The sequence below is a fragment of the Fictibacillus barbaricus genome, from assembly GCF_031457135.1.
In the GTDB taxonomy this organism is placed as follows: domain Bacteria; phylum Bacillota; class Bacilli; order Bacillales; family Fictibacillaceae; genus Fictibacillus; species Fictibacillus barbaricus_A.
In genome coordinates this window covers 617,112-642,357 of sequence record NZ_JAVDWA010000002.1, presented here as the reverse complement: position 1 = coordinate 642,357, position 25,246 = coordinate 617,112, and the positions used below count along the sequence as shown (strand labels likewise).

Sequence of the window (25,246 nt, the reverse complement as noted above, 5' to 3'; positions counted from 1 at the left end):
TTTACTGGTAATATCATAAGGTTTTTATTATAATAATAAATTGTGATTAAAAATAAAAAGTTTGACCAAAATAGTGATACATTTACTATGCTATTTTTCGACAAATATGATGAAATGCAGGAGAATGACTGTAAAAGTAGAACATATGATTATGAAAAAATTTAATGTATTCATTGATGCAGATGCTTGCCCCGTGTTAATAAAAGATGTAATTCATAGTTGCTCAAAAGAATACCATTTTGAGCCCATCTTTGTTACTTCTTTTGCTCATGCGAGTAATACAGATCAGCCAGGCAAATGGATTATGGTTGATGCAAGACCAGAGGAAGTGGATATGTACATACATAATCATTCGAAAAAAAATGATATTGTGGTAACACAAGATCATGCCCTGGCAAGTCTTCTTTTGCCAAAAGGGGTTTATGTTGTTACTCCTAGAGGGAAACACTTTCAAGAGGATGAAATGGAGCGAGTGCTTCATGAACGTTATCTATCAGCTAAGGCGAGGCGTTCTGGTGTTCATTCTAAAGGTCCTGCAAAATTCACGAAGGAGGATGCAGAAAGATTCTCTACAGTTTTTTGCGAAATCCTGTCGAATGTTGAAGGAAAATAACATTCTGGCACGAATATATAACTAGTAACAATATGAAACAATAGATTCTGTGGTGGTAATATGGAACGGATTCCAGAAGATTTAATAGAAAAAATCAGGTCTTCAAATGATATTGTGGACGTGATAAGTGATTATGTTCCGCTGAAAAAACAAGGCAGAAATTATTTTGGCTTATGTCCATTTCATGGAGAAAAGTCGCCATCTTTTTCTGTCTCACCTGACAAACAGATCTATCACTGTTTTGGCTGCGGAGCTGGAGGAAATGTTTATTCCTTTTTAATGAACATTGAGGGATATTCCTTTATTGAGGCACTAGCTCAATTAGGGAAGAAAAGCGCTATTGAACTGCCTCAGATCAATCAGCAAAATTACTCCGTTAAAGGTACTGACGAAAAAAAAGCAATGGCCGAGATTCATGAATTATTGGCTAAATTGTATCATCATTGTTTACTCCACACCAAACAGGGAAGACCTGCATTAGATTATCTCGAAAAACGAGGATTTACTAGAGAATCCATTGAACGCTTTCAGATAGGGTTTGCACCTGATTCCTGGGAAACAGCATCACGCTTTATTGAAAAACGAGGGTTGGATATTTCAGTTGCTGAAAAAGCAGGTCTGATCGGAAAACGGCAATCAGATGGGAAACCATATGACCGATTCCGAAACAGAATTATGTTTCCCATTTGGGATCGTACTGGTACTGTGGTCGCATTCGGTGGAAGAGTATTAGAAGCAAATGACGAACCTAAGTATTTAAATAGTCCAGAATCAAAAATTTTTCACAAAGGAAAGACACTTTATGGACTTAATCTTTCTCGGGCGGAAATAAGGCAGAAACAGCATGCTGTAATATTTGAAGGCTATGTGGACACCATTTCTGCGTTTAGAGCAGGTGTAACAAATGGAGTAGCGACCTTAGGTACCTCATTAACGGAAGATCATGCTGCCATTTTGAGGAGAAATGTTCAATCTGTCACAATCTGCTACGATTCTGACAAGGCAGGCGTAGAAGCAGCCTTTCGGGCATCTGAAATATTAGTTAAGCAAGGATGCACGGTAAAGATATCTCAAATGCCAGATGGTATGGATCCTGATGACTATATCAATAAATATGGGAACGAATCGTTTCTAAAGGATATAATAGGGGCTAGTCTAACTGTAATGGCATTTAAAATACAATATTATAGACGCGGTAAAAATCTTCGAGATGAAGGAGAACGAATGATCTACATCGAAGAGATTATCAATGAGATTGCCCGTCTTCCAAAAGCGGTCGAAAGAGATCACTATCTCCGGCAAATCGCTTCTGAATTTAATTTGTCGTTAGATGCATTAAAGCAGCAGCAGACACAGACTTTCAAGCAACAGCAAAGGTCAAAGGATAACAGCCCAAAAAAGCGGGATAATAATTTTAAAATACAAACACTTTTGCAGAAGTCTTTATTGCCGAGAAATTTAAATGCGGAAAGAATTGTTCTTGCGCACATGCTTAAAAGTGAAGAGTCAGCCTTTCTAATTCAAGAAAAGCTTGAATCTGGCTTTAATGTCGAAGAGCATAATGCAATCGCTGCCTATTTGTATGCCTTTTATGAAGAAGGAAATAAACCCAATGTAGGGTTAGTCATGCAGCGGATTGATGACGACAAATTAAGAAAACTTGCATCAGAGTTAGCTATGCTCACGATCAGTGATGAACTTAATGAACACGAGCTTGCTGATTATATTCGAATTATTTCAAGCTATCCTTTATTGCGAGAAATACAAGAAAAAGAGAAACAGCAGCAAAGCGCAATACAAAGGAATGAAATAAAACTGGCAGCCCAAATTGCCCAAGAAATTATGAGAATGAAACGATCTCTTAAATAATCGGGATACAGGGTGGTTGAAGTTTTGGAAGGAGGGGATCGAATGGCTGAAAAACCAAACCGTCAAGGGACGGAAGGCGAATTAACCATCGATCAAGTAAAAGAGCAGTTAGTTGAAGCGGGTAAAAAAAGAGGTCAACTGACATATACAGAAATTACAGGAAAGCTAGCACCGTTTGAACAAGATTCTGATCAAATGGATGAATTCTATCACTATCTTGAAGAGCAAGGTATTGAAGTAGCTGAGGCTTCAGATGATAGCGATGAAGATGAGGATCCGAAGTTTGAAATGGAAAAGGATGAGGAAGAGTTTGATCTTAATGACTTAAGCGTTCCTCCAGGCGTAAAAATTAATGACCCTGTACGTATGTATTTGAAAGAAATTGGCCGTGTCGACCTTCTCTCTGCAGATGAGGAAATCGAATTGGCTAAAAGAATTGAGAACGGGGACGATGAGGCAAAACGCCGTTTGGCAGAAGCAAACTTACGACTCGTTGTAAGTATCGCAAAACGTTATGTTGGCCGTGGTATGCTTTTCCTGGACCTTATTCAAGAGGGCAACATGGGATTAATTAAAGCGGTTGAAAAGTTCGACTATGATAAAGGTTTTAAATTTAGTACGTATGCTACTTGGTGGATTCGTCAGGCGATTACCCGTGCAATTGCTGACCAAGCACGTACGATTCGTATTCCTGTTCATATGGTTGAAACGATCAACAAATTAATCCGAGTTCAACGCCAGCTTCTTCAAGATTTAGGACGTGAACCTTCACCTGAAGAAATTGGGGCAGAAATGGAATTAACTCCTGAAAAGGTTCGAGAAATATTAAAAATTGCTCAAGAGCCTGTATCATTGGAAACGCCTATCGGTGAAGAAGACGATTCCCATCTTGGTGACTTTATTGAAGATCAGGATGCACTTGCTCCTTCTGAAGCAGCAGCTTATGAACTATTAAAAGAACAGCTTGAAGACGTTCTCGATACACTTACAGATCGTGAAGAAAACGTACTTCGATTACGTTTTGGACTTGATGATGGACGAACCCGAACCCTAGAAGAAGTAGGGAAAGTCTTTGGTGTAACTCGTGAACGGATTCGCCAGATTGAAGCAAAAGCACTCCGTAAACTTCGTCACCCAAGCAGAAGTAAACGACTAAAAGATTTTCTTGAATAAAGAGCTTGCCTATACGGCAGGCTTTTTTATTTTATCTCTTTTTTATCATTTTACTTTTTATTCCACCTCAATGCAAATCACCTTTTCAAGAAATTAATCTATTCTTCATGCGATATGCGGATTTTCCTAAGGAGAAATACATAAAATTAATTTTAAAATCGTTTAAATCTTGTAAAAATTCAGGCTTTATATCTATAATTATATTGTAAGCGCATACAAATAAGAGCGTAAATAATTAAAGGGTGGGATACAACAATGAATTTTACATTAACAGAAGAGCAGTTAATGATCCAAAAAATGATGAGAGAATTTGCTGATGAAGTCGTTGCACCAGGAGCAGAAGCAAGAGATAAGAATAAGGAATTCCCATTAGAAATTTTTCAAAAACTTTCTAAATTAGGCATGATGGGTTTACCGTTTCCTGAAGAATATGGCGGCGGGGGGGCAGACACGATCAGTTTTGCCATTGCAGTTGAAGAATTAAGCCGTGCATGCGGTTCAACAGGTATTACATATTCTGCACACGTATCTCTAGGCGGCGCACCTTTAAATTTATTTGGTTCACATGAACAAAAGGAAAAGTATCTAACTCCTATTTGTACCGGAGAATCTTTTGGTGCATTCGGATTGACAGAACCAAATGCGGGGTCAGATGCCGGAGGGACGGAGACGACTGCTGTTTTAAACAATGGTGAGTGGTTAATTAATGGAAGCAAGTGTTATATAACGAATGCCAGCTATGCTAAACATTTGGCTTTAACCGCTATTACGAATCGAAACGGAGACAATAAAGAGATTTCAGCCATAATTGTTCCAACGGATTCTCCTGGATTTCGTGTAACCGATAATTATGAAAAAATGGGGCTTCATTCTTCTAATACAACGGAATTATTTATGGAAGATGTAAAAGTACCTGAAGATAGCTTGCTTGGCAAGCGCGGAGATGGATTTAAACAGTTCTTGGTAACGTTAGACGGCGGGAGAATAGGTATAGGTGCTATGGCAGTAGGAATTGCTCAGGCAGCGTATGATAAGGCCCTATCATACGCAAAAGAACGTAAACAGTTTGGAAGATCGATTTCTAAATTTCAAGCGATCCAATTTAAATTGGCTGATATGGCAATGAAAATTGAACTAGCTAGAATGATGGTTTATAAAGCCGCTTGGTTAAAGGACCAAGGAAAGAAATTTTCTAAAGAAGCTTCAATGGCAAAATTATATGCATCTGAAGCATGTATGCAAATTTGTTCCGAATCCGTACAAATTCACGGCGGTAATGGATATATGAGAGATTATCATGTTGAACGTTATTTCAGAGATGCCAAGCTGCTTGAAATCGGAGAAGGTACATCTGAAATTCAACGAATCGTAATTGCCAGAGAGATTGGCTGCTGATTTTTTTTGGCTCTTTTCTAAAAGATTGTTGCTTTTGGCAAGTTGTGTTCACTTTGAAAAGTTGATTATAGTGCAAGGTGCGAGACTCCTCAAAATTGGAAATCTCATTTTCTTCGTGCGGCCGTTGCCTTCCTTGTCCTGCGGGATCAGCGGGACAGACGAAAAGCGGAAGCGTCTGGTCAGCCTCGACAAGCAAAAGGGGAATGGGTGAAGAAGGCGCTTTTTGCGTTCATGACCATTAAACTTTTGACCGAAAGCGAGCATCCTGTAGCGGAAATCAACTACTTATAAGAGCAACTAAGTATGCGAAAACAGCCTTTTTTTTAAAACAAGTGATGGGGGTAACTTATGGCTGAGTTAATGCAGGTAACTGTTGGAGATTGTTTAAAAGAACAAGCGAAAAAAAACACAGCTCAAGAAGCTATTGTTTACAGTAAACTTGGAATTCGATACACCTATCAAGAGTTTTATGAGCTAACCTCAAAGGTTGCAAAGGGTTTAATGGCAATGGGAATCAAAAAAGGTGATCACATTGCTGTGTGGGCAACGAACGTTCCGGAGTGGCTGCTTTTACAATTCGGATCAGCAAGAGCTGGAGCTGTACTAGTAACTGTAAATACGAACTATCAACAGAAAGAACTAGATTATTTGTTAAAGCAGTCTGACTCAAAAGCGTTGTTTTTTATAGAAGAATTCCGCTCTACTTCCTATCGGAAAATGGTCGATAGCGTAAATGAAAGAATGGATGACTTTCCTATGCTCAAACATTTTGTCCATCTAGATAAAAAGGATATGGCTACTTATCAAGGCTTTGATGACATGCTGGCATTAGGAGAATCAATCAGCGATGAAGAATTGCATGTAAGAGAAGCTTCCCTTCACTATGATGATGTGATAAATATGCAATATACTTCAGGGACAACAGGGTTTCCAAAAGGTGTAATGCTGACACATTATAATATCGTAAATAACGCAAGACAAATCGCTGAAAGTATGAATCTCACAAATCTAGACAAACTTTGTATCCCAGTGCCATTCTTTCATTGCTTCGGTTGTGTTCTTGGGGTGCTGGCAGCTGTATCTGTAGGAGCAACAATGGTACCAGTAGTTCAATTTGATCCCAAAGAAGTATTAGAGACGGTAGAAAAAGAAAAGTGTACAGGTCTGCATGGTGTTCCTACCATGTTTATAGCGGAGCTAAATCTTCCAGATTTTGAAGAATATGATTTAAGCACACTCAGAACTGGAATTATGGCTGGTTCACCTTGTCCGATTGAAGTTATGAAAAAAGTTATCGATAAAATGGGTATGACAGAAATTACAATTGCGTATGGACAAACCGAATCTTCTCCTGTAATCACACAAACAAGAACAGACGATTCAATCGAAAGAAAGGTTGAGACCGTCGGTAAGAAACATACTCAGGTTGAAGCAAGGATAATCGATCCTGTTACAAATAAAGAAGTAAAAATAGGTGAACAGGGTGAGCTTTGCACAAGAGGGTACCATGTGATGAAAGGCTACTACAAAATGCCTGAAGCGACTGCTGAAGCTATTGACTCAGAAGGGTGGCTTCATACAGGTGATCTAGCAACTATTGATGAGGATGGTTATTTCAGAATCACTGGCCGATTGAAAGATATGATTATCCGCGGCGGGGAGAATGTATACCCTAGAGAAGTTGAAGAGTTTTTATATGCTCATCCAGCAATTTTGGATGTTCAGGTAATTGGTGTACCGGATAAAAAGTTTGGAGAAAGAGTTGCAGCATGTATTCAACTCAAAGACGGCTATAAAATATCTGCAGAAGAACTAAAAGAGTACTGCAGAGGGAAGATCTCAAATTTTAAAATTCCGGAGTACTATTTGTTTCTAGATGAATACCCTATGACGGCTTCAGGTAAAATACAAAAATATAAGCTTAGAGAACAAGCGTTAGAATCATTGTCAGTGAATTTTTCATGAGGAGGATGAGCCAAGCCTTGGCTCATCTTTTTTTGCGCTTGATGTAACGCTGTCGAAACTTTCCTTGTCTTAGGAGCAGCACTTCATTTGTCTTCCCTGTGACTCACCAAAGCTTTGATGGAAAGCAAACATCCTAAAAAAAGGGGATAACAGCTTTCAAAAAAATAATGGTTGCGAAAACAGCCATCTTCTATTTGGATGTGCTGGCATTCATCGTTTTCGTTTTCCTATAATCAGCCGAAAAGTTTGTGGATATCCTTGATTTTATTCGTTTTCATACAAATTTTATTAAATGTTATATCTTGTGACAAAACTGGGAAAGTTATAGTTTGCCCTTCCCAAGTAAACGCTTTTAAAGTACAATAGAAAATGGATTATTAATACATAATAAGAGTTTTTAAAAACAACAAATGTGTGATACAGACGAAGGAGGAATTTGAATGAAGCGTAATCCACTCATTCCTTTTGCAATTATTGGAGTTATTGGAATTATTCTCATGCTTACGATGGGCGGATATGGTGTAAACAAAATGCATCAAGCTAGCCAAAATAAAGAAAAGGCTGCGATGGATCCACAAGCTATCTTCAAACAAAACTGTTCTTCTTGTCACGGGCAGAACTTAGAAGGTAATGTAGGTCCTAAACTATCAAACATCGGTGGCAAATATTCTGAAAAAGAGATTGCTGAGATCGTTAAAAACGGTAAGAGCGGTGGAATGCCAGCTGGTGTTATTAAAGGCGAAGAAGCAAAAATAGTAGTAAAGTGGCTTTCTGAAAAAAAATAAAATAAAAAAAGCTTCTTGTTTCTTTACAACAAGAAGCTTTTTTTTATGGTTGCAGTAAAGAATAGTAAATGATTAAAATAATAGAACGAATGAATATAAAGAAGCGGTGATATAAATGAATTCCGAAAAATTATCAAAAAGACTTGAAAGAGTAGCATCATTTGTACCTGAGGGAACTATTTTAGCTGATATTGGTTCAGATCACGCATATTTACCTTGTTACTTAGGATTGAAAAATACGATTAAAAAAGCTATTGCTGGAGAGATTACAGAAGGACCGTTTTTATCTGCAAAACAGCAAGTTGTGCTAAATGAATTAACTGAGATTATTGAAGTTAGAAAAGGCGACGGTTTAGCCGTGCTTAATGAAAATGAGGCAGAAGTCATTACGATTTGCGGTATGGGCGGAGCGCTTATAACCTCTATTCTTGAAAATGGGAAAACTAAATTAGGCAAGACAATACGTTTAATTTTGCAGCCAAATGTAGGTGCTAAAACCGTTAGGAAGTGGCTTTTAAAAGAAAATTGGGTTCTTGTTGCAGAAGAGATTTTGTCAGAAGACGGCAAAATATATGAAATCCTTGTGGCAGATCGTGCTGGAAAACAGCCTTACTCCAGCAATATAGAAGCAGAATTGCTGCTTGGACCATTTTTAATAAAAAATCAAAACAAAGCGTTTACGGAAAAATGGTCAGGGGAAGTCAAACAATGGAATACTATTTTAACTCAAATGCAAAAAGCAAGGAATGAAACGTCTGACATAAAAAAAGAAGAATTAATAAACAACATAAACTATGTAGAGGAGTGGATGGAATGACAAAAACGGCAAATGGGCAGTTTATCATTTCTCTGCTTGAAAGCTTTGCACCAAAAAAGTTAGCAGTCGAAGGCGATCCAATTGGACTGCAAGTCGGTTCGCTGAATAAATCTGTTCATAAGGTGATGATTGCGTTAGATGTACTTGAAAGTGTTGTAGATGAGGCTATACAGGAAGGGATTGATTTAATTATTGCTCATCACCCTTTACTGTATCGTCCATTAAAAAAAATTGATACAGCTGCACCTCAAGGCAGAGTAATAGAAAAACTTATTAAAAATGATATTACTGTCTATGCAGCTCACACAAATTTAGATGTTACAGCGCCAGGCGTAAATGATTGGCTTTCCAGTGCATTACAGCTGCAACAGACAGAAGTTCTATTGCCTACCTATGAAGAACAAATAATAAAACTGAGTGTCTATGTACCCTCAACACATGCTGAGGCTGTCAGACAGGCGATCGGGAACGCGGGTGCCGGCCACATAGGGAATTACAGTAACTGTACATTTTCTTCTAACGGTATGGGAACATTCATGCCATTAGAAGGAACCAATCCATATTTGGGAGAAAAGGATAAACTTGAAAAGGCAGAAGAAGTTAAGATTGAATCTATACTTCCATTAAAATTGAAAAACCAGGTACTCTCAGCAATGAAAAAAGCACATCCTTATGAAGAAGTGGCTTATGATATTTTTCCTTTATTAAATAAAGGGAGTGAACTTGGGATTGGAAAGATTGGTGTACTCGAAAAAGAAATGACGATCGAGGAATTTGCTGAACATGTAAAAAAAGCCTTTGGAATCAAAAATGTTAGAGTAATAATAGGACATGATCATTCCATTAAAAAAGTAGCAGTCGTTGGCGGGGACGGAAACAAATATATTTTCCCGGCAGCAAGAAATGGTGCAGATGTATTAGTTACAGGAGATATTTATTATCATAATGCGCATGATGCCCAAGCTGAAGGATTAACCATAGTAGATGCGGGTCATCACATTGAGAAGATTATGAAAAAGGAACTAAAGCTAGTTCTGGAGAATGAACTGGCTATGCGAAAATATGGAACAGCTGTAATTGAATCGAAAATTGTTACAGAACCTTTTACTTTTATGTAAAAAATCTGGTCCGCCTCGGCGGACCAGATTTTTTTATTTCTTTTCTTTTACTTTTGGCAATATGCGATTCAAAGTTACTTTACGTTCTTTTTCCCAAGTTTCTTTGTTATTCTCGTCATATGTTTGAAGAAAATCGATGACTTCTTTTGTAATAGGAGTCGGGGTTGATGCACCAGATGTAATACCTACTTTTTTAACTCCTTTTAACCAATCAAGATTAATTTCGGATACATCTGAGATTCGGTATGCTTGAGTTCCGGCAATTTCTTCTGATACTTGAGCAAGTCTGTTTGAATTATTGCTTCTTGGATCTCCGACAACAAGAACTAAGTCGCATTCACCAGCCTGACCTGCTACAGCTTCTTGACGTACTTGTGTAGCAAGGCAGATTTCTTTATGAACTTCTGCGTGCGGATATTTCATTAACAAGCGTTTTATAAGTTCAGCAACATCCCATTGGCTCATTGTTGTCTGATTCGTAATCAAAAGTTTTTCACTCGTTATTTGCAGCTGGTCCAAATCGCCTACATTTTCAACAAGATGGACAATGTGCGGAGCAATACCAATCGCTCCTTCAGGTTCAGGATGTCCTTTTTTACCGATGTAAACAATCTCATAACCTTCTTTTTCTTTTTCTCGAATCAGATCATGCGTTTTCGTAACATCAGGACAAGTTGCGTCAATTTCATATAATCCTTTTTCTAAAGCAATTCTTCTTACTTCTGGTGAGACACCATGGGCAGTATAAATAACTGTGCCAGAATCAATTTTTCGGATAATATCTAAGCGGTTATCCCCATCAAGTGTAATGATACCTTCTTCTTCGAAAGCGTCAGTCACATGCTTGTTATGAACAATCATGCCTAATATATATATCGGTCTTGGAAGGGTAGGGTCCTTTGCAGCCTGTCGAGCCATCACCATAGCATCTACAACTCCATAACAATACCCTCTTGGTGATATTTTTATAATTTCCATGATTAAACCTCTCTCCTTTACCATATAAAAGACAGCACAGAATGCGCTGTCTTGGGAGATTTTATTTCTGTAAATCAATTATAAAGGAGAGAGCAAAAGAACTCAAACAGAATACTTACACATAAAGTTTTGGTCCTGAGAGGTGGTATCCTCTTGGTTTATTAGATTGTGGGTGTGAAGGTACGGTTTTTGTTGCCGGAGACCGTTTTTTTGAATTTTGGGGAGTTTTCTTTTCAGATTTTAGCTCCTGTGGAACGGCCATTTCTTTTTTTTCTTTTATCTCTACTTTCTCTTTTATCTCTTTTTTATCTTTTTCTTTTTTAATTAGTTCATTATCTTCTTTTTTCTCTTGGTTTTTCTCTTTTTCCTCAGCTTTATTGGAGGTGTCTGGACTTGTGGAATCATCGTCGTTTTTACTAGATCCTCCAGATTGAAAGTCCTTAAAAGCAGTCATTAATGATGGAAGATTTCTCATTGCAGGACCATATTGTTTAATCATAGGTCCCATCGTTTCGGCAACTTTTAACACTTTCTGAACGTTAGTTAACATTGTAAACACATTCGTACCGCCGCCTGGCACTCCTCCATTGCCGATTGTGCCTAGAAATCGGTCAACAGATCCAGGAATAGGCGGCATTGCATTCATCCCAGGCACTCTGTTCATGCCATACATGTGCGGATTGACTTGAAAGGGCTGCATAGGATGTTGGGGCTGAGTTGGATATCTGTAATAAGGCTGCATAATTCCCCCTCCTTTCCATAATAATACGCTCATATACAGAATATGAAATTCTGTCAAACTTGTGTGATATTTATCCCGGTTTTATTCGTTTTAGCCAAGGAACATTGGCGGAAAAGCAAAAGTTAATCTATAATACTAAAAGTGAACAGAATTTTGATCTAAAAAGAAAAGGTGAACATATGAAAACTCCGTTTGAACGGTTAAAAATAAATGAATCATTGCAAGATGCATTAATGAATATTGGTTTTAAAAAACCAACAGACATTCAGGAACGTGTTGTACCAGGAATTATTAATGGACAGGACATGATCGGACAATCTCAAACTGGTTCGGGAAAGACATTCGCTTTCTTACTTCCTCTTATGCACAGAATTGATAATAAAAAAGATGAAGTGCAGGCAGTGATTACAGCTCCTACCAGAGAATTAGCACAACAGATCTATAATGAATTTTTAAAAATTTCAGAACAGATGCCTGAAGAAGAACAAATCCGTGCAAAAGCCATCGTAGGCGGTACAGATAGAAAAAGGATGGCAGAAAAACTTAAATCAGTACCACAGCTAGTCATTGGTACTCCCGGCCGGATTAATGACCTTGTAAAGGCACAAGAACTAGTTGTTTATACAGCAAACATGCTTGTTGTAGATGAAGCAGATCAAATGCTCGATATGGGCTTTATTGAAGACGTAGACCATATTGCATCCCGGATGGCGAACGAACTGCAAATGATGGTATTTTCAGCAACGGTTCCAGAAAAACTGCAGCCCTTCTTGAAGAAATACATGAAGAACCCAAAACATGTTCATGTTGAGCCTCAGCATGTTACAGCAAAAGACATTAAACATGTCCTTCTTGAGACGAAGCACAAAGATAAACTAACGATGCTTCTCAAAACAGCAAAAGATTTTAATCCATTCTTTGCTATTATTTTTGCGAATACAAAAAAAACAGTTGATGAAATTGCTGATGCTATGGCAAGTGAAGGTTTAAGTGTTGAGCGATTGCATGGAGATATTCCGCCGCGAACAAGAAAAAACATTATGAAACGTGTTCAAAAAGCAGAATTTCAATTTTTAGTTGCAACAGATCTTGCAGCTAGAGGGATAGACATTAAAGGTGTAAGCCACATCATTAATTACGAATTCCCGAAAGATCTCGACTTTTATATCCATAGAGCAGGCAGAACAGGCCGTGCTGGAATGTCAGGGATCTGTGCATCTTTATTTGAGCCTACTGATCAGCATGCCGTTCAAAAGCTAAAAGAGAGAAAGATCAGCTTTCAATTTGAACAGTATAAAAATGGTGAATGGATAGCTGTAAAACAGCGAGAAAAGGCAAGTGCCAAACCACAAGACAGTGTTTATGTACCAAAACCGAAAAAAGTTAAACCGGGATATAAAAAGAAATTAGATGAACAAAAGAAAAAATTAATGAAGAAAAATAGAAGAAATCAGAAATAAAGTTTTACTGGGGAGAGGTAAAGGTATGATTAAAATTGGATCACATGTTTCAATGAGCGGCAAAAAAATGCTTTTGGCTGCAAGTGAAGAAGCTGTTTCATATGGTGCGAATACTTTTATGATCTATACAGGAGCACCACAAAACACAAGAAGAAAAAAAATAGAAGACCTGAACATAGAAGCGGGTACTAAGCACATGCTAGAAAACGGAATAACGGATATTATTGTTCATGCTCCCTATATTATTAATATTGGTAATGCCGTTAAACCTGAAACTTTCCAGCTTGGTGTTGATTTTTTAAGAAGCGAAATTGAACGGACAGCAGCTTTAGGTGCCAGACAAATCGTTCTTCACCCTGGTGCACACGTGGGCGAAGGCAGTGAAATAGGAATCAAAAAAATAATCGAAGGTTTGAATGAAGTACTCACGAAAGAACAAGATGTTCAAATTGCTTTAGAGACCATGGCAGGAAAAGGTTCAGAGTGCGGAAGATCTTTCGAGGAAATAGCGCAGATCATCGAGGGTGTCACTCTTAATGAGAAGTTGTCTGTGTGTTTTGATACTTGTCATACACATGATGCAGGATATGATATAGTTAATGATTTTGATGGAGTATTGAACCAATTCCATAAAACAATCGGTATTGACAGAATCAAAGTATTTCATATCAATGACAGTAAAAATATTTGCGGAGCGTCCAAAGATAGACATGAAAATATTGGTTTTGGCCATATTGGTTTTGACGCTTTAAATTATATTGTTCATCATGATCAGTTCAAAGACATTCCTAAGATTTTAGAAACTCCTTATGTTGGAACAGACAAGAATAATAAAAAAGCTCCTTATCAGTTAGAAATTGAAATGATTAAACGAAAAGAATTTGATGCTGAACTTCAAAACAAATTGTTGTCTTAAGTTATCAACGATTGAACCAAATAAAAAGAACCGCACAAATGGAGTGCGGTTCTTTTTATGTTATCTGTCGATATACGTTTGGATTAAGTACTGGATATAATTCGCTTTTTCAGGACTGACTTCTTTAGCAATTGTTGCGATTATTTGTTTGCGCTGGGATAGGTTGTTTATGTCAATGGTCTGTCTTCGTAATATAGCAACAATCTGCTCAGCTTCTCTTTGGGTGATTGGAAGCTGGTATTGCGCTGCAAGTGAGATCAATTCTTTTGGACTAATTGAATTCAATTTTTGATTAACGAAATGGGCGACAATTGGATTCATAACAAAAATCCCCTCCTGACTTTTTCATTCTATGAGTCATGAGAAGAGAAAGTGCTAAAAAAATAAGGCTGTTTTCGCATCCTATGTTGTTTTTAGATGTAGTTGATCTCCGTTTTAGGTTGCTCGCTTTCCGCAGGGCGTGCGGTGAGCCCCCTTGACGCTATGCGCCATAAGTGGTCTCACCTGTCCCGCTGATCCTGCAGGAGTCTCGCACCTTACACTCCAATCAACTTGTCATTGAAGTTAAATTACAAAAATACGCCAGTAGCAACAATCTTTTAGAACAAGAAAAAGCCAAAAAAATAAAGACTTTGGAATGATCCAAAGTCTTTAAATTCTTTTTATACAATTGTATGAAGTACAAAGTTCATAAAAAACAAGAATGCTATTACATACATGGTTACTGGAACTTGCTTCTTTTGTCCTGTTACCCATTTTATCAATGGATAAGCAATAAAACCAAATGCAAGCCCATCAACAATGCTGTATGTTAAAGGTATTAAGGCAATTATTAGAAATGATGGGAACATTTCAGTAAAGTCAGCTAAAGGAATATGCTGAATCTGCTGAACCATCAATCCTCCGATGATAATTAATACCGGTGCTATTGCACCATCAGGAATATATGCAATATAAGGTGCAGCAAACAGTGTTCCAAGGAATAGGATGGCTACGGTGATACTCGTAATTCCTGTTCTCCCGCCTTCAGCAATTCCTGATGCACTCTCGACCGTAGAGATTGTTGGACTTGTTCCAAATAATCCGGAAATGATAGATGATGCAGCATTTGCCTGAAACGCTTTAGGGAATTTCTCTTGATCAGGAAGCAAACCATACAATAACCCCATATTTTCAAAGGTAATGATCATGGTAAGTGAAAAAGTTGCAATCCAGAATGAAAGATCAGTAATTCCTGATAAATCGAACGCAAACAGAAGTTCACCAAAAGGTTTTAATGAGAAGCCGTCTGACATACTTGTTACTGGCTGTTTGTGACCTATAAAAAACCCAATAAGTGTGGTAACTGCTATGCCAATAAGAAAACTGCCTTTAACATTTCTTGCAAACAAAATCAGCGTTAAAATAAGCCCGATGATTGTTAAAATCGCATCAGGATGATTCAGATGTCCTAACTTAACAAATGTTGAAGAACTAGCCTCAATAATGCCGCCTTTTTGCAGCCCGATAAATGTTAGAAACAATCCGATACCGACAGTAATGCTATGTTTTAAGGACTGGGGTATGCTCCTTGAAAGTATATCTTTCAATGGTGTTGAAGCAGTGATCATAAATAATATACCTGAGATGACTACTGCTGCAAGAGCTTCTTGCCAGCTTAATTTCATTCCCTGGATTATCGTATAGGTGAAAAACGCATTAACTCCCATTCCAGGTGTTAAGATAATGGGGGCATTTGCATAAAGTCCCATAATTAAACATCCGACAACTGAGGTTAAAATCGTAGCGATGACAACACCTTCATACGGCATACCAGCATCTGCCAATATTAATGGATTTACGATAATAATATAAGCGATGGTAAAGAATGAGGTAAAGCCTGCAAGTACTTCTTTTTTGATCGAAACGAAATTTTGTTTCATGTGATCCTCTCTAAAATCTAAAAAAAACCCTCTCCCACCCAGCAGAAACCTGCCAGAAATGATTATATATGAAAAGAGGCAACAAGGCTAGAAAATGTTTTTAAACAAGAACTCAATCAAAGTTTTTTGTTTTGTTCTTTTATTGCTTTATAATGAAAAAATTATTAAAATCGCTTTGAATAAAAGGAAGGATAGAGCAATGAAAATTAAAGCAGTTTGCTTTGATATGGATGGGGTAGTGGTGGATACAATGCCGCATCATGTCAAAGCATGGATGTATTCATTTAAAGAAAAAGGATTTCATCGTGAGGAATTAGACTTTTATCTTAGAGAAGGCATGCCTGGGAAAAAGACGATTCAAGATATCTTTAACACTTTTAATATCCAAGCAAAAGAGAGTGATATCCATGAAATATATGAAACGAAACGACTGTACTTTAAAAAAAACGCTGATTACACCTTTATAGAGGAAACGGTGTGTTGTCTGCATTATCTACAAGAAAGAAAAATTCCATGCTGTTTAGTTACAGGAAGCAGGAGAGAATTTGTAGAGGAAGTATTAAATACACTTTCATTTACTTTTGATTACGTGATTTCAGGTGATGATGTGCAAAACGGGAAGCCGACACCAGAGCCTTATGAAAAAGCTATGAGTCATTTTCCTTACGAACCTTCAGAATGGCTTGTTATAGAAAATGCGCCTCTTGGCATCAAATCTGCAAAAAAAGCAGGTGCACTTTGCATAGCTGTAGAAACAACACTGGGAGAAGAATATTTAGATATGGCTGATGTGATCGTGAAACCCTCTATGTTATACCAAACTGTAAAAAGTCTAATAAATGAATAGATTATATCCTATAACAGCATGCCAAGAGTGCATGTTGTTTTACTTTATCCTGTTTTCGTGTATACTATGAGACAGTCTAAATCGTACTCATTACTACTTATAAATGATTAGAGGAGAATTACCTTGGTTGAAAATTTGAAAATCCCAGCTGTTTTAGTTGATGATTTGTCATTCCATTATGGTGAAAAAAATGTATTGGAACATGTGACAATGGAAATCAAACAAGGGTCTTTTTTAGGATTAGTCGGACCAAATGGATCTGGGAAATCAACACTTATCAAATGTATATTAGGCCTTCAAAAACCGCAGCATGGCAGCGTACATTTATTTGGAGAAAAAATAAATAAATTTAACAACTGGGATAAGGTCGGTTATGTGTCCCAAAAAGCAAACAGTTTTAATACAGCATTTCCAGCAACAGCTTTTGAGGTAGTCTCAATGGGTTTGTTTGGCAAGGTTGGACTTTTTCGTTTTCTAAAATCCTCAGACAAACAAAAAGTATGGTCTGCTTTAAAGGCTGTAAATATGGAAGAGTTTGCCGGAAGAAATATTGGAGAACTCTCTGGCGGCCAACAGCAGCGGATTTTTATTGCCAGGGCACTTGTCAGTGATCCGGAGCTGTTAATTCTTGATGAACCGACAGTGGGAGTGGATGCCGAGTCTTCAGCTTCGTTTTATAAAATGTTAAAACAGCTGCATCTGGAAAAAAAATTGACGCTCGTTTTAGTTACACACGATATTGGTGTGATGACGGACTATGTTACAGATGTAGCCTGTTTAAATAAACAAATACATTTTCATGGAAATACGAAAGAATTTGAGGAAAGTTCGTTAGATAACATTTCTGCATTTTATGGACATCATGTTCATGTCCTTCACCATGACCATGATCATGAATAAGGGGATTAAAACATGTTACCTTTTTTAAAATATGAATTCTTACAAAATGCTTTTTTAACCGGTATAATGGTGGGTCTTCTTGCACCCGTGTTAGGAGTCTTCCTTGTTGTTAGACGTCAGGCGCTGATTGCCGATGCTCTGTCCCACATCACCCTTGCTGGTATAGCTGCAAATCTGCTTTTAGGAAAGTGGTCTGCCTTTTTTGCTGCAGCGAATCCGATCTATTTTGGTATGTTATTTTCAGTAGCTGGTGCCATTTTTATTGAACAGCTGCGCAAAGTGTATAAACATTATGAAGAGTTGGCGATTCCTATCATTATGTCGGCAGGAATTGGTTTAAGTGTCATTTTTATATCAATGGCAGATGGTTTTAATACTGATTTATTCAATTATTTATTTGGAAGTATTATTGCTGTAAAACAATCAGATGTCTGGACAGTATTTGCCATCTTAATCATCGTGCTCTTATTTGTCTTGTTTATGTATAAAGAATTATTTGTCCTTTCTTTTGATGAGGAACAAGGTAAGCTATCAGGCATTAGAAGCAATTGGATTTTGATTGCTTTTATGGCAATCACAGCATTAGTCATCGCGGCCTCCATGAAAATTGTAGGAATTCTTCTAGTCTCATCACTTATGACTTTGCCCGTTGCAGCAAGTATTCGAATTGCAAAAGGTTTTAAACAAACCATTTGGTTATCGGTTTTATTTGGCGAAGTGGCGGTTATTTCAGGAATGTTCTTATCTTACTATTTAGATATTGCGTCTGGAGGAACGATTGTTGTTTGCCTCGTCATCATTTTATGTGCGTGTATCTATTATAAAAAGTTCACGAGTTCACGAAAGGCGGGACATTGATGAAATACGATCTTTCAATTGCTGAAGCGATGGAACTTTTAAAAGAAAAAGGATTTAAACATACGGAAAAAAGAAAAGATTTGCTGACACTATTTGCAAATGAAAAAAGATACCTTTCAGCTAAGGAAGTTCAGGACGGATTGAAGGAACAATATCCCGGGTTAAGCTTTGATACGATATACAGAAACTTAACGACATTTGTTGATCTGGGGTTACTGGAAGAAACGGAATGGGAAGGGGAAAGAAAGTTTCGGTTTACTTGTTCTCACAATGAACACCATCACCATTTAATCTGTTTAACATGCGGCAGTACGAAGTCCATTCAAACGTGTCCAATGGAAGTACTTAACAATGAATTAAACGGTTTTGATATAACCGGACATAAGTTTGAGATTTATGGATATTGCCGTGAATGCAGGTAATAAATAATTATTTTATAAGTATGCTCCTCCTTTTTTTAGCCAAGCTATTAAGAAAGGAGGTTTTTTATATGCCAGATGTAAAATGCAATGTCTCCAATTGCACTTATTGGGGAGAAGGAAACAATTGTGTGGCTGATTCGATTTTGGTAGAAATTGACAGACATGCAAATAATTCGTATGACATGAGTGCGGATGGCAGCCTCCAGGGTGATGCTGCTCATAAAGACCGAGCTGAAGATACAGCTGAAACTTGCTGTCATACGTTTAGAGCCAAGCATTAAGTTAGAGGCCTCTTTTAGGGGCCTCTTCTGCTTTATAAGGACTTCGGGATGTCCATAACTTAACATCTATGAAAAATCACCATTCAAGCCATAATAAGAACGCTCCTTAAAGCTGAAAGAGAGGGAATTATAATGGCAGATGAAAGAAACACAAATGATTTTAATGATAATGAATATAGGGAAGAAACAGCAGCTGAAGTAGCACCGCTTAGAAGTGATCTTACTTATCCGGAAAATGAGCACCCTCGTTTTGCTGAAAGAGATCGCAGAATTGATGATGACGAAAGACATGAAAGAACCGGTGGAAAGGCAACGGGAATGATTGCCATCATTCTCTCTGTTCTCTCTTTATTTATCATCCCGGTATTATTTGGTGCAGCAGGAGTCATCGTTGGATTTATCGCTCGAAGACAAGGTGCGCACACATTAGGAAATTGGGCGATCGGAATCGGGATTGCTTCGATTTTAATCTCCTTATTTTTTGCACCATTCTTTTAATGTATTAAGGAGCAAAGAAGGAGCGCTATGCTCCTTCTTTTATATTGTAATTTCACTTATAGCTTTTCTAAGTTTAGCTTTTGTTTGCGTTAAATCGGATTTGTCAGTAATGCAGTCAGATTCATCATCCTTCTGCATAGAAAGCTGAAAATGGCTGATTTTTATATCTAGGTACAACGTGCATGTGATAATGAGTCAGCTCATCAAAAATTCCACCATTTTGGCATATGGTGATTCCATCTGGGTTAAACAGTCTTGTTATAGCTTTTGAAAGAAGAATCGAAGCTTTCATAATTGAATGGGCAGTATTTTCGTCAAGGTCCACAGCTTCTTTATAATGTTTTTTGGGCAATATTAATACATGACCTTCATTGAATGGTTCATGATCTAAGAAACAACATACATTTTCATCTTCATAGACAACGTTTACCAGCTCATTTTTATTTGCTAAACTGCAGCCTAAGCATCCCATTTATCCACATCCTTTGGTAATGTATTGTTAACCAAATTTTAGCATAGGTTGCTTTTGTTGATACCGAATTTTATTAATTCGGCATTTTTTTAAAAGATTCTTGCTGCCGCGTTTTTTTGCAAATTCCTTCATTTAACGTAAATTGGAGAGGAAGCACTCCATTGTTGGAAATTTTAAGAACGAAACCAGCCCATTAATTTACATAAAAAAAGCCTCCGTTTGGGAGGCTTTTTTTAGGCTTGCTGTGCTTTTAACTTTTCTTCATGAGCTTTTGCCAAAATATCTACTTCTTTTTTTAATTCGTCTAGCAGCTGATCTTCTGGAATTTTTCTAACGATTTCCCCATGACGGAACAATAGACCTTCTCCGCGGGCACCGGCAATTCCAATATCTGCTTCTCTCGCTTCACCTGGTCCGTTTACAGCACATCCTAAAACCGCTACTTTAATAGGTGCTCGGATTTTTGAGATGTACTCTTCTACTTCATTTGCAATTGTAATCAAATCAATTTCAATACGTCCGCATGTTGGACATGAAATTAAAGTGGCTGCATCTGAGAGAAGTCCAAATGATTTTAAAAGTTCACGAGCCACTTTTACTTCTTCAACAGGATCAGCACTTAAAGAGATGCGAAGCGTGTTTCCGATTCCTTTATGAAGAATAACGCCAAGACCTGCTGCACTTTTTACTGTACCGGCAAATAGCGTTCCTGATTCTGTAATTCCTAAGTGTAAAGGATAATTAAAAGCCTTTGATGCTTTTTCGTAAGCTTCAATCGCTAAATTAACATCTGATGCCTTCATGGAAACGATAATGTCATGAAAATCCAGTTCCTCTAAAATACGGATATGATCCAATGCACTTTCAACCATTCCTTCTGCAGTTGGATAACCGTATTTTTCAAGATATTTTTTCTCTAAGGAACCTGCATTGACACCGATACGAATAGGTATACCTTTAGCTTTAGCTGCTTTAACAACAGCTTCCACTTTTTCTCGTCTGCCGATATTGCCCGGATTAATTCTAATCTTATCAGCTCCGCCTTCAATTGCTTTTAACGCAAGCTTGTAATCAAAATGAATATCCACTACAAGTGGAATATTGATTCTTGCTTTTATGTCTGCGATCGCTTCTGCAGCCCTCATGTCCGGACAAGCAACACGTACGATTTGGCATCCCGCTTCTTCTAAACGTTTTATTTCAGCTACTGTAGCTTCAACGTCGTGTGTTTTAGTTGTTGTCATACTCTGAACAATAACCTGATCTGTGCCGCCTATTGTATAAGGACCGACTTTTACAGGTCTCGTTTTTGAACGGTGGGTGATTTCACTCATTTGGTGAATCGCTCCTTTTTTCAAATTGACAGCATTGTGCTGTCCTATCATCAGTTCATTTTAGCAGGGATTATTTTGTTTTGACAAGTATTGTTACCTTTACTTCTTTTTATAGATCGGAAATTTATACGTTTTACCGATTTGAATGTGTTCTGGGTTTGTCCCTGGATTTAATACTTTGAAATCGTTTAGCATCCCGGAAATCGTATAATTACCCTTACTATTTACTTTCTCTGTAACAGATATTAAAGTATCACCAGGTTTGACTTCATACAATTGATATTTTTCTTTATTTTGCTGAATCTTCATTTTATTGTCAATAACTTTGGCATTAGCAGGTTGTGTTTGAGGGAGTGTGCCGATTTTTAGGTCATAAGCAACTACATATAAAATAAGTAAGATAAAGCAGCCAGTAAGAAATTTTTTCATTTGATCCCTCTCCTTTCTTATGTAACACTTTATGCTTGTCCCGGCGTTTTATGACAGGTTTAAAGTGACTTTATTACAAGCGTTGGTGTAAAATGGAAAGGTCTAATGGACAAAAAAATATCTTTTTTTGCGTATGATTGTAGTTGTACCGAATAGGAGAGGTGAACAGTATGAAGAAAATTAAAGTGCTTACCCTGCTATCTGTTATTATGGTTGCCTTATTGATGGCACCCTCAAAAATGTTTGCAGATGCAGCACCAGGCGACGTAATCGTTACACTAGGACAAAACTTGTCAGAAGAACAAAAGAACTCTTTATTAAAAGAGATGGATGTCCCAACTGACGTACAGACTGTAACTGTAACAAATGAAGAAGAACACAAATACTTAGGTAGTTATATATCGAAAGCTCAAATCGGAACAAAAGCCATTTCATCTTCAAAGATTACGATTGGCGAAAAGGACCAAGGTCTTTCAGTAAAAACAAATAATATCAATTGGGTAACAGAAGAAATGTATATGAATGCATTATCAACAGCAGGTGTAAAAGATGCAGACATATATGTGACAGCCCCATTTGAAGTTTCCGGTACAGCTGCCTTAACAGGAATATTAAAAGCGTATGAAACAACTGCACAAATTGAAATTCCAGAAGCTCAAAAACAAGTAGCGAATGAAGAAATGGTGAAAACAGCGAAGCTAGGTGAAAGAATCGGTGCGAAAGACGCCACTGAGCTGGTGAGCCGTGTTAAAGAAGAAATAGCAAAAAACCCGGTACAATCTGAAGATGATCTTCGTACACTTATTAAAAAAGTAGCAAAAGATATGGGGATTGAACTTACAGATAACGAATTAAATGGTTTAGTGGATTTGTTTAATCGTATGAAAGATTTAAATATAAATTGGGATCAAGTACAAAGCGATCTTAAAAATGTGAGTGATAATTTAGGAGACTTTTTAAATAAACCTGAAACACAGTCTTTCATTCAAAAGTTAATCGATTTCCTCATGCAATTGATCGACGCAATAAAATCATTATTTAAGTAAATAGAAAAAAGCGGCTGTCAATCAGCCGCTTTATTTTTTTGCAGGAGTATTTTTAATGGATAAAACTAAAATTATACAGGAAATCACCCAGAACCATAGGAACGAATATGGCAATTGCACGTTTAATGCAAAAATTATCGTCAATAAGACTACAGGCATTGTTATCGAGTAACTAGATATGACCCAAAGATGCCGATAGGTTAGCCTCTTGTTTCCGAACTTCGAAAAAATCAATCCTGCAAATGATAAAATAGATATGCCGGAGAATAAGATTCCAGCGAAAAGAATGTACAAGATCATATAAACGACAAGTAATACAATCGGCATTATGCCATTCATTGATTCGGCAAACTGCTGCATTTGTTCTTGGTTTAAACCGTAATTTTGAAAATTATCCAAAGTTTGTCCATTACTATGACTAAGCAGGTTAACTAGAAAGAGAAAGACCATTGGAATCATACTAATAAATGTTAGCAGCAGCACATACATAATCGTACTGCCGACACCAAACAAACGGAAGTGTGAAATGGAACTTATAGAATACAGACTTTTTAAAAAGCGGGTATGTAATTTCATGCAAGTGCTCCTTTTTTTCATTGGCCATAATAAGTTTACATGAAGCCTATGAAATGGACAATGACTATCCTTTGTAAAGGTATTATTACATTTTCAAATTTTTCTTTACACTGTATAAACAAATTTAGGATAATGACAACGGTCAGTAGAAGATAGGAAAAGAGGCTGAAACCTTGGATTTTCAAGAAATCATTTTTCAATTCATAGGCGGTTTAGGAATATTCTTATTCGGTATTAAATATATGGGAGAAGGTCTGCAGAATTCTGCTGGAGACCGTTTACGCGAGATTCTAGATAAATTAACAACAAATCCTTTTATGGGAGTATTGGCAGGGATATTCGTAACCGTATTGATTCAAAGCAGTTCTGGAACGACTGTATTGACTGTCGGTCTTGTAAATGCTGGTTTTCTCTCACTCCGCCAAGCAATTGGGATTATCATGGGTGCTAACATTGGTACAACGGTTACTTCATTCATCATTGGTATCGATGTAGGGGAATATGCATTGCCAATCATGGCTGCGGGTTCCATATTTATATTCTTCTTTAAGAATCAAAAATGGAACTACATAGGACAAATTATATTTGGTTTTGGTGCTTTGTTTCTAGGGTTAAACTTAATGGGTCAAGGGATGAGACCTTTAAGTCATTTTCAAGCTTTTCAGGATATGACTGTCTCAATGAGTGACAATCCTTTTCTTGGGGTTGTAGTAGGGACTCTGTTTACAGGGATTGTACAGTCTTCGAGTGCTACGATCGGTATTCTTCAGGAGCTGTACGCTCAAAACATGATCGATTTAAAAGCAGCTCTTCCTGTCCTGTTTGGGGATAATATTGGAACGACGATAACTGCTGTATTAGCAGCGATTGGTACTACGATAGCAGCGAGAAGAGCTGCTTTGACACATGTCATCTTTAATTTATTGGGTACATTGATTTTTCTTGTTTTCCTTGAACCCTTTCAAAAGTATATCGAATTTCTAGCTGTAAAACTTCATTTACAGCCTGCCATGCAGATTGCTTTTGCTCACGGCACATTTAACATCACCAACGTTCTTATTCAATTTTGGTTTATCGGCGTTTTGGCATCACTTGTTTCAAAATTGATTAAAGGTGAAGATCAGATGATTGAATACAAACCTAAACATTTGGACGAAATTGTTCTTGAGACTTCTCCGGTAATGGCGATTAGACAAGCGAAACTGGAGATTTTAAGAATGGCCGGATTTGCTCAATCTGGTTTAAAAGAAGCTATTCTGTATTTAAATAGTAAAGAAAAAAAGAATGCTGATTTAGCTCTGCAATATGAAGAGGCAATAAATAATTTGGACCGTCAAATTACCTCTTATTTAATAAAGTTATCTGCACACCCATTAACGAAACAAGAATCTAATGAACATTCAATGCTTCTGGATGCATCACGTGATATAGAACGTATTGGAGACCACATGGAAAACGTCATAGAGCTAGTCGATTATCAGATGAGAAACAATGTTCGTTTAACAGATATAGCGAATAATGAAATAAATGAAATGTTTGATTTAACGTTGATGACCTTAACTAAAGCTGTTAACGCTTTAGAAGAAAATAACAGCCATTTAGCAGATGAAGTTTTAGGTTTAGAAGATAAGATTGATAAAATGGAACGCACGCTTCGTAAACAGCATATTATTCGCATGAACGAAGGGGCATGTGAAGGCAATGCAGGAATTGTCTTTGTTGACATCATAAGTAATCTTGAAAGAATTGGTGACCACGCAGTTAACATTGCAGAAGCTGTTTTAGAAAAGTAAACTAAAATCAAGAGGTTCTCTCTTGGTTTTTTTACTA

At 37.3% G+C, this 25,246-nt stretch carries 25 protein-coding genes and 1 pseudogene; 18 read left to right on the top strand and 8 right to left on the bottom strand.

The annotated features are described in order from the left end of the window. Positions 1 to 124 precede the first annotated feature (124 nt). The 8 genes from J2X07_RS08685 (at position 125) to J2X07_RS08650 (ending at position 9,735) form a co-directional block, all read left to right on the top strand. A complete protein-coding gene (locus J2X07_RS08685; protein WP_310258067.1) occupies positions 125 to 613 on the top strand; it encodes a YaiI/YqxD family protein in 489 nt (162 codons plus the stop codon). A 60-nt stretch (positions 614 to 673) separates the two neighbouring features. Beyond that, positions 674 to 2,482: a DNA primase gene (gene dnaG / locus J2X07_RS08680; protein ID WP_310258066.1), complete on the top strand. Its 1,809-nt coding sequence runs from the start codon at positions 674 to 676 to the stop codon at positions 2,480 to 2,482. A 42-nt stretch (positions 2,483 to 2,524) separates the two neighbouring features. Beyond that, positions 2,525 to 3,655 (top strand): RNA polymerase sigma factor RpoD, encoded by a 1,131-nt coding sequence (gene rpoD / locus J2X07_RS08675; RefSeq protein WP_310258065.1) that lies wholly within the window; start codon positions 2,525 to 2,527, stop codon positions 3,653 to 3,655. 255 nt (positions 3,656 to 3,910) lie between these two features. Further along, the gene (locus J2X07_RS08670) at positions 3,911 to 5,050 is read left to right on the top strand and encodes an acyl-CoA dehydrogenase family protein (protein WP_310258064.1); all 1,140 of its coding nucleotides are present in this window, start codon (positions 3,911 to 3,913) and stop codon (positions 5,048 to 5,050) included. A 348-nt stretch (positions 5,051 to 5,398) separates the two neighbouring features. Continuing rightward, the gene (locus J2X07_RS08665; protein WP_310258063.1) at positions 5,399 to 7,015 is read left to right on the top strand and encodes an AMP-binding protein; all 1,617 of its coding nucleotides are present in this window, start codon (positions 5,399 to 5,401) and stop codon (positions 7,013 to 7,015) included. A 440-nt stretch (positions 7,016 to 7,455) separates the two neighbouring features. Next, a complete protein-coding gene (gene cccA, locus J2X07_RS08660; protein ID WP_310258062.1) occupies positions 7,456 to 7,800 on the top strand; it encodes a cytochrome c550 in 345 nt (114 codons plus the stop codon). A gap of 115 nt (positions 7,801 to 7,915) precedes the next feature. Then, positions 7,916 to 8,617 (top strand): tRNA (adenine(22)-N(1))-methyltransferase, encoded by a 702-nt coding sequence (locus J2X07_RS08655; protein WP_310258061.1) that lies wholly within the window; start codon positions 7,916 to 7,918, stop codon positions 8,615 to 8,617. Continuing rightward, positions 8,614 to 9,735, top strand: a complete 1,122-nt coding sequence (locus J2X07_RS08650) for a Nif3-like dinuclear metal center hexameric protein (protein ID WP_310258060.1) — start codon at positions 8,614 to 8,616, stop codon at positions 9,733 to 9,735. The genes J2X07_RS08655 and J2X07_RS08650 overlap by 4 nt, the downstream gene beginning before the upstream one ends. Before the next feature lie 33 nt (positions 9,736 to 9,768). On the opposite strand, the gene J2X07_RS08645 is transcribed toward J2X07_RS08650, so the two are convergent. Both J2X07_RS08645 and vrrA read right to left on the bottom strand, forming a co-directional pair. Beyond that, positions 9,769 to 10,713 (bottom strand): 4-hydroxy-3-methylbut-2-enyl diphosphate reductase, encoded by a 945-nt coding sequence (locus J2X07_RS08645; RefSeq protein WP_310258059.1) that lies wholly within the window; start codon positions 10,711 to 10,713, stop codon positions 9,769 to 9,771. A gap of 115 nt (positions 10,714 to 10,828) precedes the next feature. Beyond that, positions 10,829 to 11,455, bottom strand: a complete 627-nt coding sequence (gene vrrA / locus J2X07_RS08640; RefSeq protein WP_310258058.1) for a VrrA/YqfQ family protein — start codon at positions 11,453 to 11,455, stop codon at positions 10,829 to 10,831. A 179-nt stretch (positions 11,456 to 11,634) separates the two neighbouring features. Here vrrA and J2X07_RS08635 point away from each other — a divergent pair, with 179 nt between their 5' ends. Next, positions 11,635 to 12,915, top strand: a complete 1,281-nt coding sequence (locus tag J2X07_RS08635; RefSeq protein ID WP_310258057.1) for a DEAD/DEAH box helicase — start codon at positions 11,635 to 11,637, stop codon at positions 12,913 to 12,915. Positions 12,916 to 12,940: 25 nt separating this feature from the next. Then, positions 12,941 to 13,831: a deoxyribonuclease IV gene (locus tag J2X07_RS08630; RefSeq protein WP_310258056.1), complete on the top strand. Its 891-nt coding sequence runs from the start codon at positions 12,941 to 12,943 to the stop codon at positions 13,829 to 13,831. Positions 13,832 to 13,891: 60 nt separating this feature from the next. Here J2X07_RS08630 and J2X07_RS08625 read toward each other — a convergent pair whose 3' ends face one another. Together J2X07_RS08625 and J2X07_RS08620 are read right to left on the bottom strand one after the other, a co-directional pair. Then, a complete protein-coding gene (locus J2X07_RS08625) occupies positions 13,892 to 14,152 on the bottom strand; it encodes a DUF2624 family protein (RefSeq protein ID WP_310258055.1) in 261 nt (86 codons plus the stop codon). A gap of 341 nt (positions 14,153 to 14,493) precedes the next feature. Then, a complete protein-coding gene (locus J2X07_RS08620) occupies positions 14,494 to 15,753 on the bottom strand; it encodes an NCS2 family permease (protein ID WP_310258054.1) in 1,260 nt (419 codons plus the stop codon). A 199-nt stretch (positions 15,754 to 15,952) separates the two neighbouring features. Here J2X07_RS08620 and J2X07_RS08615 point away from each other — a divergent pair, with 199 nt between their 5' ends. The 6 genes from J2X07_RS08615 to J2X07_RS08590 all read left to right on the top strand — a co-directional run bounded on the left by J2X07_RS08615 (position 15,953) and on the right by J2X07_RS08590 (position 19,559). Next, positions 15,953 to 16,600, top strand: coding sequence for an HAD family hydrolase (locus J2X07_RS08615; RefSeq protein ID WP_310258053.1), 648 nt, complete (start codon positions 15,953 to 15,955; stop codon positions 16,598 to 16,600). Positions 16,601 to 16,723: 123 nt separating this feature from the next. Further along, on the top strand, positions 16,724 to 17,500 hold the full coding sequence (locus tag J2X07_RS08610) for a metal ABC transporter ATP-binding protein (RefSeq protein WP_310258052.1): 777 nt from the start codon (positions 16,724 to 16,726) through the stop codon (positions 17,498 to 17,500). A 12-nt stretch (positions 17,501 to 17,512) separates the two neighbouring features. Next, entirely contained in the window at positions 17,513 to 18,358 is an 846-nt protein-coding gene (locus tag J2X07_RS08605; protein WP_310258051.1) for a metal ABC transporter permease, read from the top strand. Continuing rightward, positions 18,358 to 18,780 (top strand): Fur family transcriptional regulator, encoded by a 423-nt coding sequence (locus tag J2X07_RS08600; RefSeq protein WP_310258050.1) that lies wholly within the window; start codon positions 18,358 to 18,360, stop codon positions 18,778 to 18,780. The genes J2X07_RS08605 and J2X07_RS08600 overlap by 1 nt, the downstream gene beginning before the upstream one ends. Positions 18,781 to 18,848: 68 nt before the next feature. After that, positions 18,849 to 19,061: a DUF1540 domain-containing protein gene (locus tag J2X07_RS08595; RefSeq protein ID WP_310258049.1), complete on the top strand. Its 213-nt coding sequence runs from the start codon at positions 18,849 to 18,851 to the stop codon at positions 19,059 to 19,061. A gap of 132 nt (positions 19,062 to 19,193) precedes the next feature. Then, positions 19,194 to 19,559: a hypothetical protein gene (locus J2X07_RS08590; RefSeq protein ID WP_310258048.1), complete on the top strand. Its 366-nt coding sequence runs from the start codon at positions 19,194 to 19,196 to the stop codon at positions 19,557 to 19,559. A gap of 136 nt (positions 19,560 to 19,695) precedes the next feature. On the opposite strand, the pseudogene J2X07_RS08585 reads toward J2X07_RS08590, so the two are convergent. The 3 genes and pseudogenes from J2X07_RS08585 to J2X07_RS08575 all read right to left on the bottom strand — a co-directional run. Continuing rightward, positions 19,696 to 20,031 (bottom strand): annotated as a pseudogene (locus J2X07_RS08585) (HIT family protein); the annotation flags it as partial. A gap of 233 nt (positions 20,032 to 20,264) precedes the next feature. Then, a complete protein-coding gene (gene ispG, locus J2X07_RS08580; protein WP_310258047.1) occupies positions 20,265 to 21,365 on the bottom strand; it encodes a flavodoxin-dependent (E)-4-hydroxy-3-methylbut-2-enyl-diphosphate synthase in 1,101 nt (366 codons plus the stop codon). A 99-nt stretch (positions 21,366 to 21,464) separates the two neighbouring features. Beyond that, positions 21,465 to 21,794 (bottom strand): LysM peptidoglycan-binding domain-containing protein, encoded by a 330-nt coding sequence (locus J2X07_RS08575; RefSeq protein ID WP_310258046.1) that lies wholly within the window; start codon positions 21,792 to 21,794, stop codon positions 21,465 to 21,467. Positions 21,795 to 21,964: 170 nt separating this feature from the next. Here J2X07_RS08575 and J2X07_RS08570 point away from each other — a divergent pair, with 170 nt between their 5' ends. Next, on the top strand, positions 21,965 to 22,840 hold the full coding sequence (locus J2X07_RS08570; protein ID WP_310258045.1) for a DUF1002 domain-containing protein: 876 nt from the start codon (positions 21,965 to 21,967) through the stop codon (positions 22,838 to 22,840). A 30-nt stretch (positions 22,841 to 22,870) separates the two neighbouring features. On the opposite strand, the gene J2X07_RS08565 is transcribed toward J2X07_RS08570, so the two are convergent. Continuing rightward, positions 22,871 to 23,416, bottom strand: coding sequence for a DUF1189 family protein (locus tag J2X07_RS08565; RefSeq protein WP_310258044.1), 546 nt, complete (start codon positions 23,414 to 23,416; stop codon positions 22,871 to 22,873). A 173-nt stretch (positions 23,417 to 23,589) separates the two neighbouring features. Here J2X07_RS08565 and J2X07_RS08560 point away from each other — a divergent pair, with 173 nt between their 5' ends. Beyond that, positions 23,590 to 25,209, top strand: a complete 1,620-nt coding sequence (locus tag J2X07_RS08560) for a Na/Pi cotransporter family protein (protein WP_310258043.1) — start codon at positions 23,590 to 23,592, stop codon at positions 25,207 to 25,209. Positions 25,210 to 25,246: the final 37 nt, after the last annotated feature.

Bases quoted from the DNA above. Each gene is read 5' to 3' on its own strand.
- J2X07_RS08630 (WP_310258056.1), top strand. From the start codon at position 12,941: ATGATTAAAATTGGATCACATGTTTCAATGAGCGGCAAAAAAATGCTT.
- J2X07_RS08595 (WP_310258049.1), top strand. From the start codon at position 18,849: ATGCCAGATGTAAAATGCAATGTCTCCAATTGCACTTATTGGGGAGAA.
- rpoD (WP_310258065.1), top strand. From the start codon at position 2,525: ATGGCTGAAAAACCAAACCGTCAAGGGACGGAAGGCGAATTAACCATC.
- J2X07_RS08645 (WP_310258059.1), bottom strand. From the start codon at position 10,713: ATGGAAATTATAAAAATATCACCAAGAGGGTATTGTTATGGAGTTGTA.
- J2X07_RS08565 (WP_310258044.1), bottom strand. From the start codon at position 23,416: ATGAAATTACATACCCGCTTTTTAAAAAGTCTGTATTCTATAAGTTCC.
- ispG (WP_310258047.1), bottom strand. From the start codon at position 21,365: ATGAGTGAAATCACCCACCGTTCAAAAACGAGACCTGTAAAAGTCGGT.
- J2X07_RS08670 (WP_310258064.1), top strand. From the start codon at position 3,911: ATGAATTTTACATTAACAGAAGAGCAGTTAATGATCCAAAAAATGATG.
- J2X07_RS08575 (WP_310258046.1), bottom strand. From the start codon at position 21,794: ATGAAAAAATTTCTTACTGGCTGCTTTATCTTACTTATTTTATATGTA.
- cccA (WP_310258062.1), top strand. From the start codon at position 7,456: ATGAAGCGTAATCCACTCATTCCTTTTGCAATTATTGGAGTTATTGGA.
- J2X07_RS08605 (WP_310258051.1), top strand. From the start codon at position 17,513: ATGTTACCTTTTTTAAAATATGAATTCTTACAAAATGCTTTTTTAACC.
- J2X07_RS08600 (WP_310258050.1), top strand. From the start codon at position 18,358: ATGAAATACGATCTTTCAATTGCTGAAGCGATGGAACTTTTAAAAGAA.
- J2X07_RS08655 (WP_310258061.1), top strand. From the start codon at position 7,916: ATGAATTCCGAAAAATTATCAAAAAGACTTGAAAGAGTAGCATCATTT.
- J2X07_RS08615 (WP_310258053.1), top strand. From the start codon at position 15,953: ATGAAAATTAAAGCAGTTTGCTTTGATATGGATGGGGTAGTGGTGGAT.
- dnaG (WP_310258066.1), top strand. From the start codon at position 674: ATGGAACGGATTCCAGAAGATTTAATAGAAAAAATCAGGTCTTCAAAT.
- J2X07_RS08570 (WP_310258045.1), top strand. From the start codon at position 21,965: ATGAAGAAAATTAAAGTGCTTACCCTGCTATCTGTTATTATGGTTGCC.
- J2X07_RS08665 (WP_310258063.1), top strand. From the start codon at position 5,399: ATGGCTGAGTTAATGCAGGTAACTGTTGGAGATTGTTTAAAAGAACAA.
- J2X07_RS08685 (WP_310258067.1), top strand. From the start codon at position 125: ATGACTGTAAAAGTAGAACATATGATTATGAAAAAATTTAATGTATTC.
- J2X07_RS08590 (WP_310258048.1), top strand. From the start codon at position 19,194: ATGGCAGATGAAAGAAACACAAATGATTTTAATGATAATGAATATAGG.
- J2X07_RS08650 (WP_310258060.1), top strand. From the start codon at position 8,614: ATGACAAAAACGGCAAATGGGCAGTTTATCATTTCTCTGCTTGAAAGC.
- J2X07_RS08625 (WP_310258055.1), bottom strand. From the start codon at position 14,152: ATGAATCCAATTGTCGCCCATTTCGTTAATCAAAAATTGAATTCAATT.
- vrrA (WP_310258058.1), bottom strand. From the start codon at position 11,455: ATGCAGCCTTATTACAGATATCCAACTCAGCCCCAACATCCTATGCAG.
- J2X07_RS08635 (WP_310258057.1), top strand. From the start codon at position 11,635: ATGAAAACTCCGTTTGAACGGTTAAAAATAAATGAATCATTGCAAGAT.
- J2X07_RS08620 (WP_310258054.1), bottom strand. From the start codon at position 15,753: ATGAAACAAAATTTCGTTTCGATCAAAAAAGAAGTACTTGCAGGCTTT.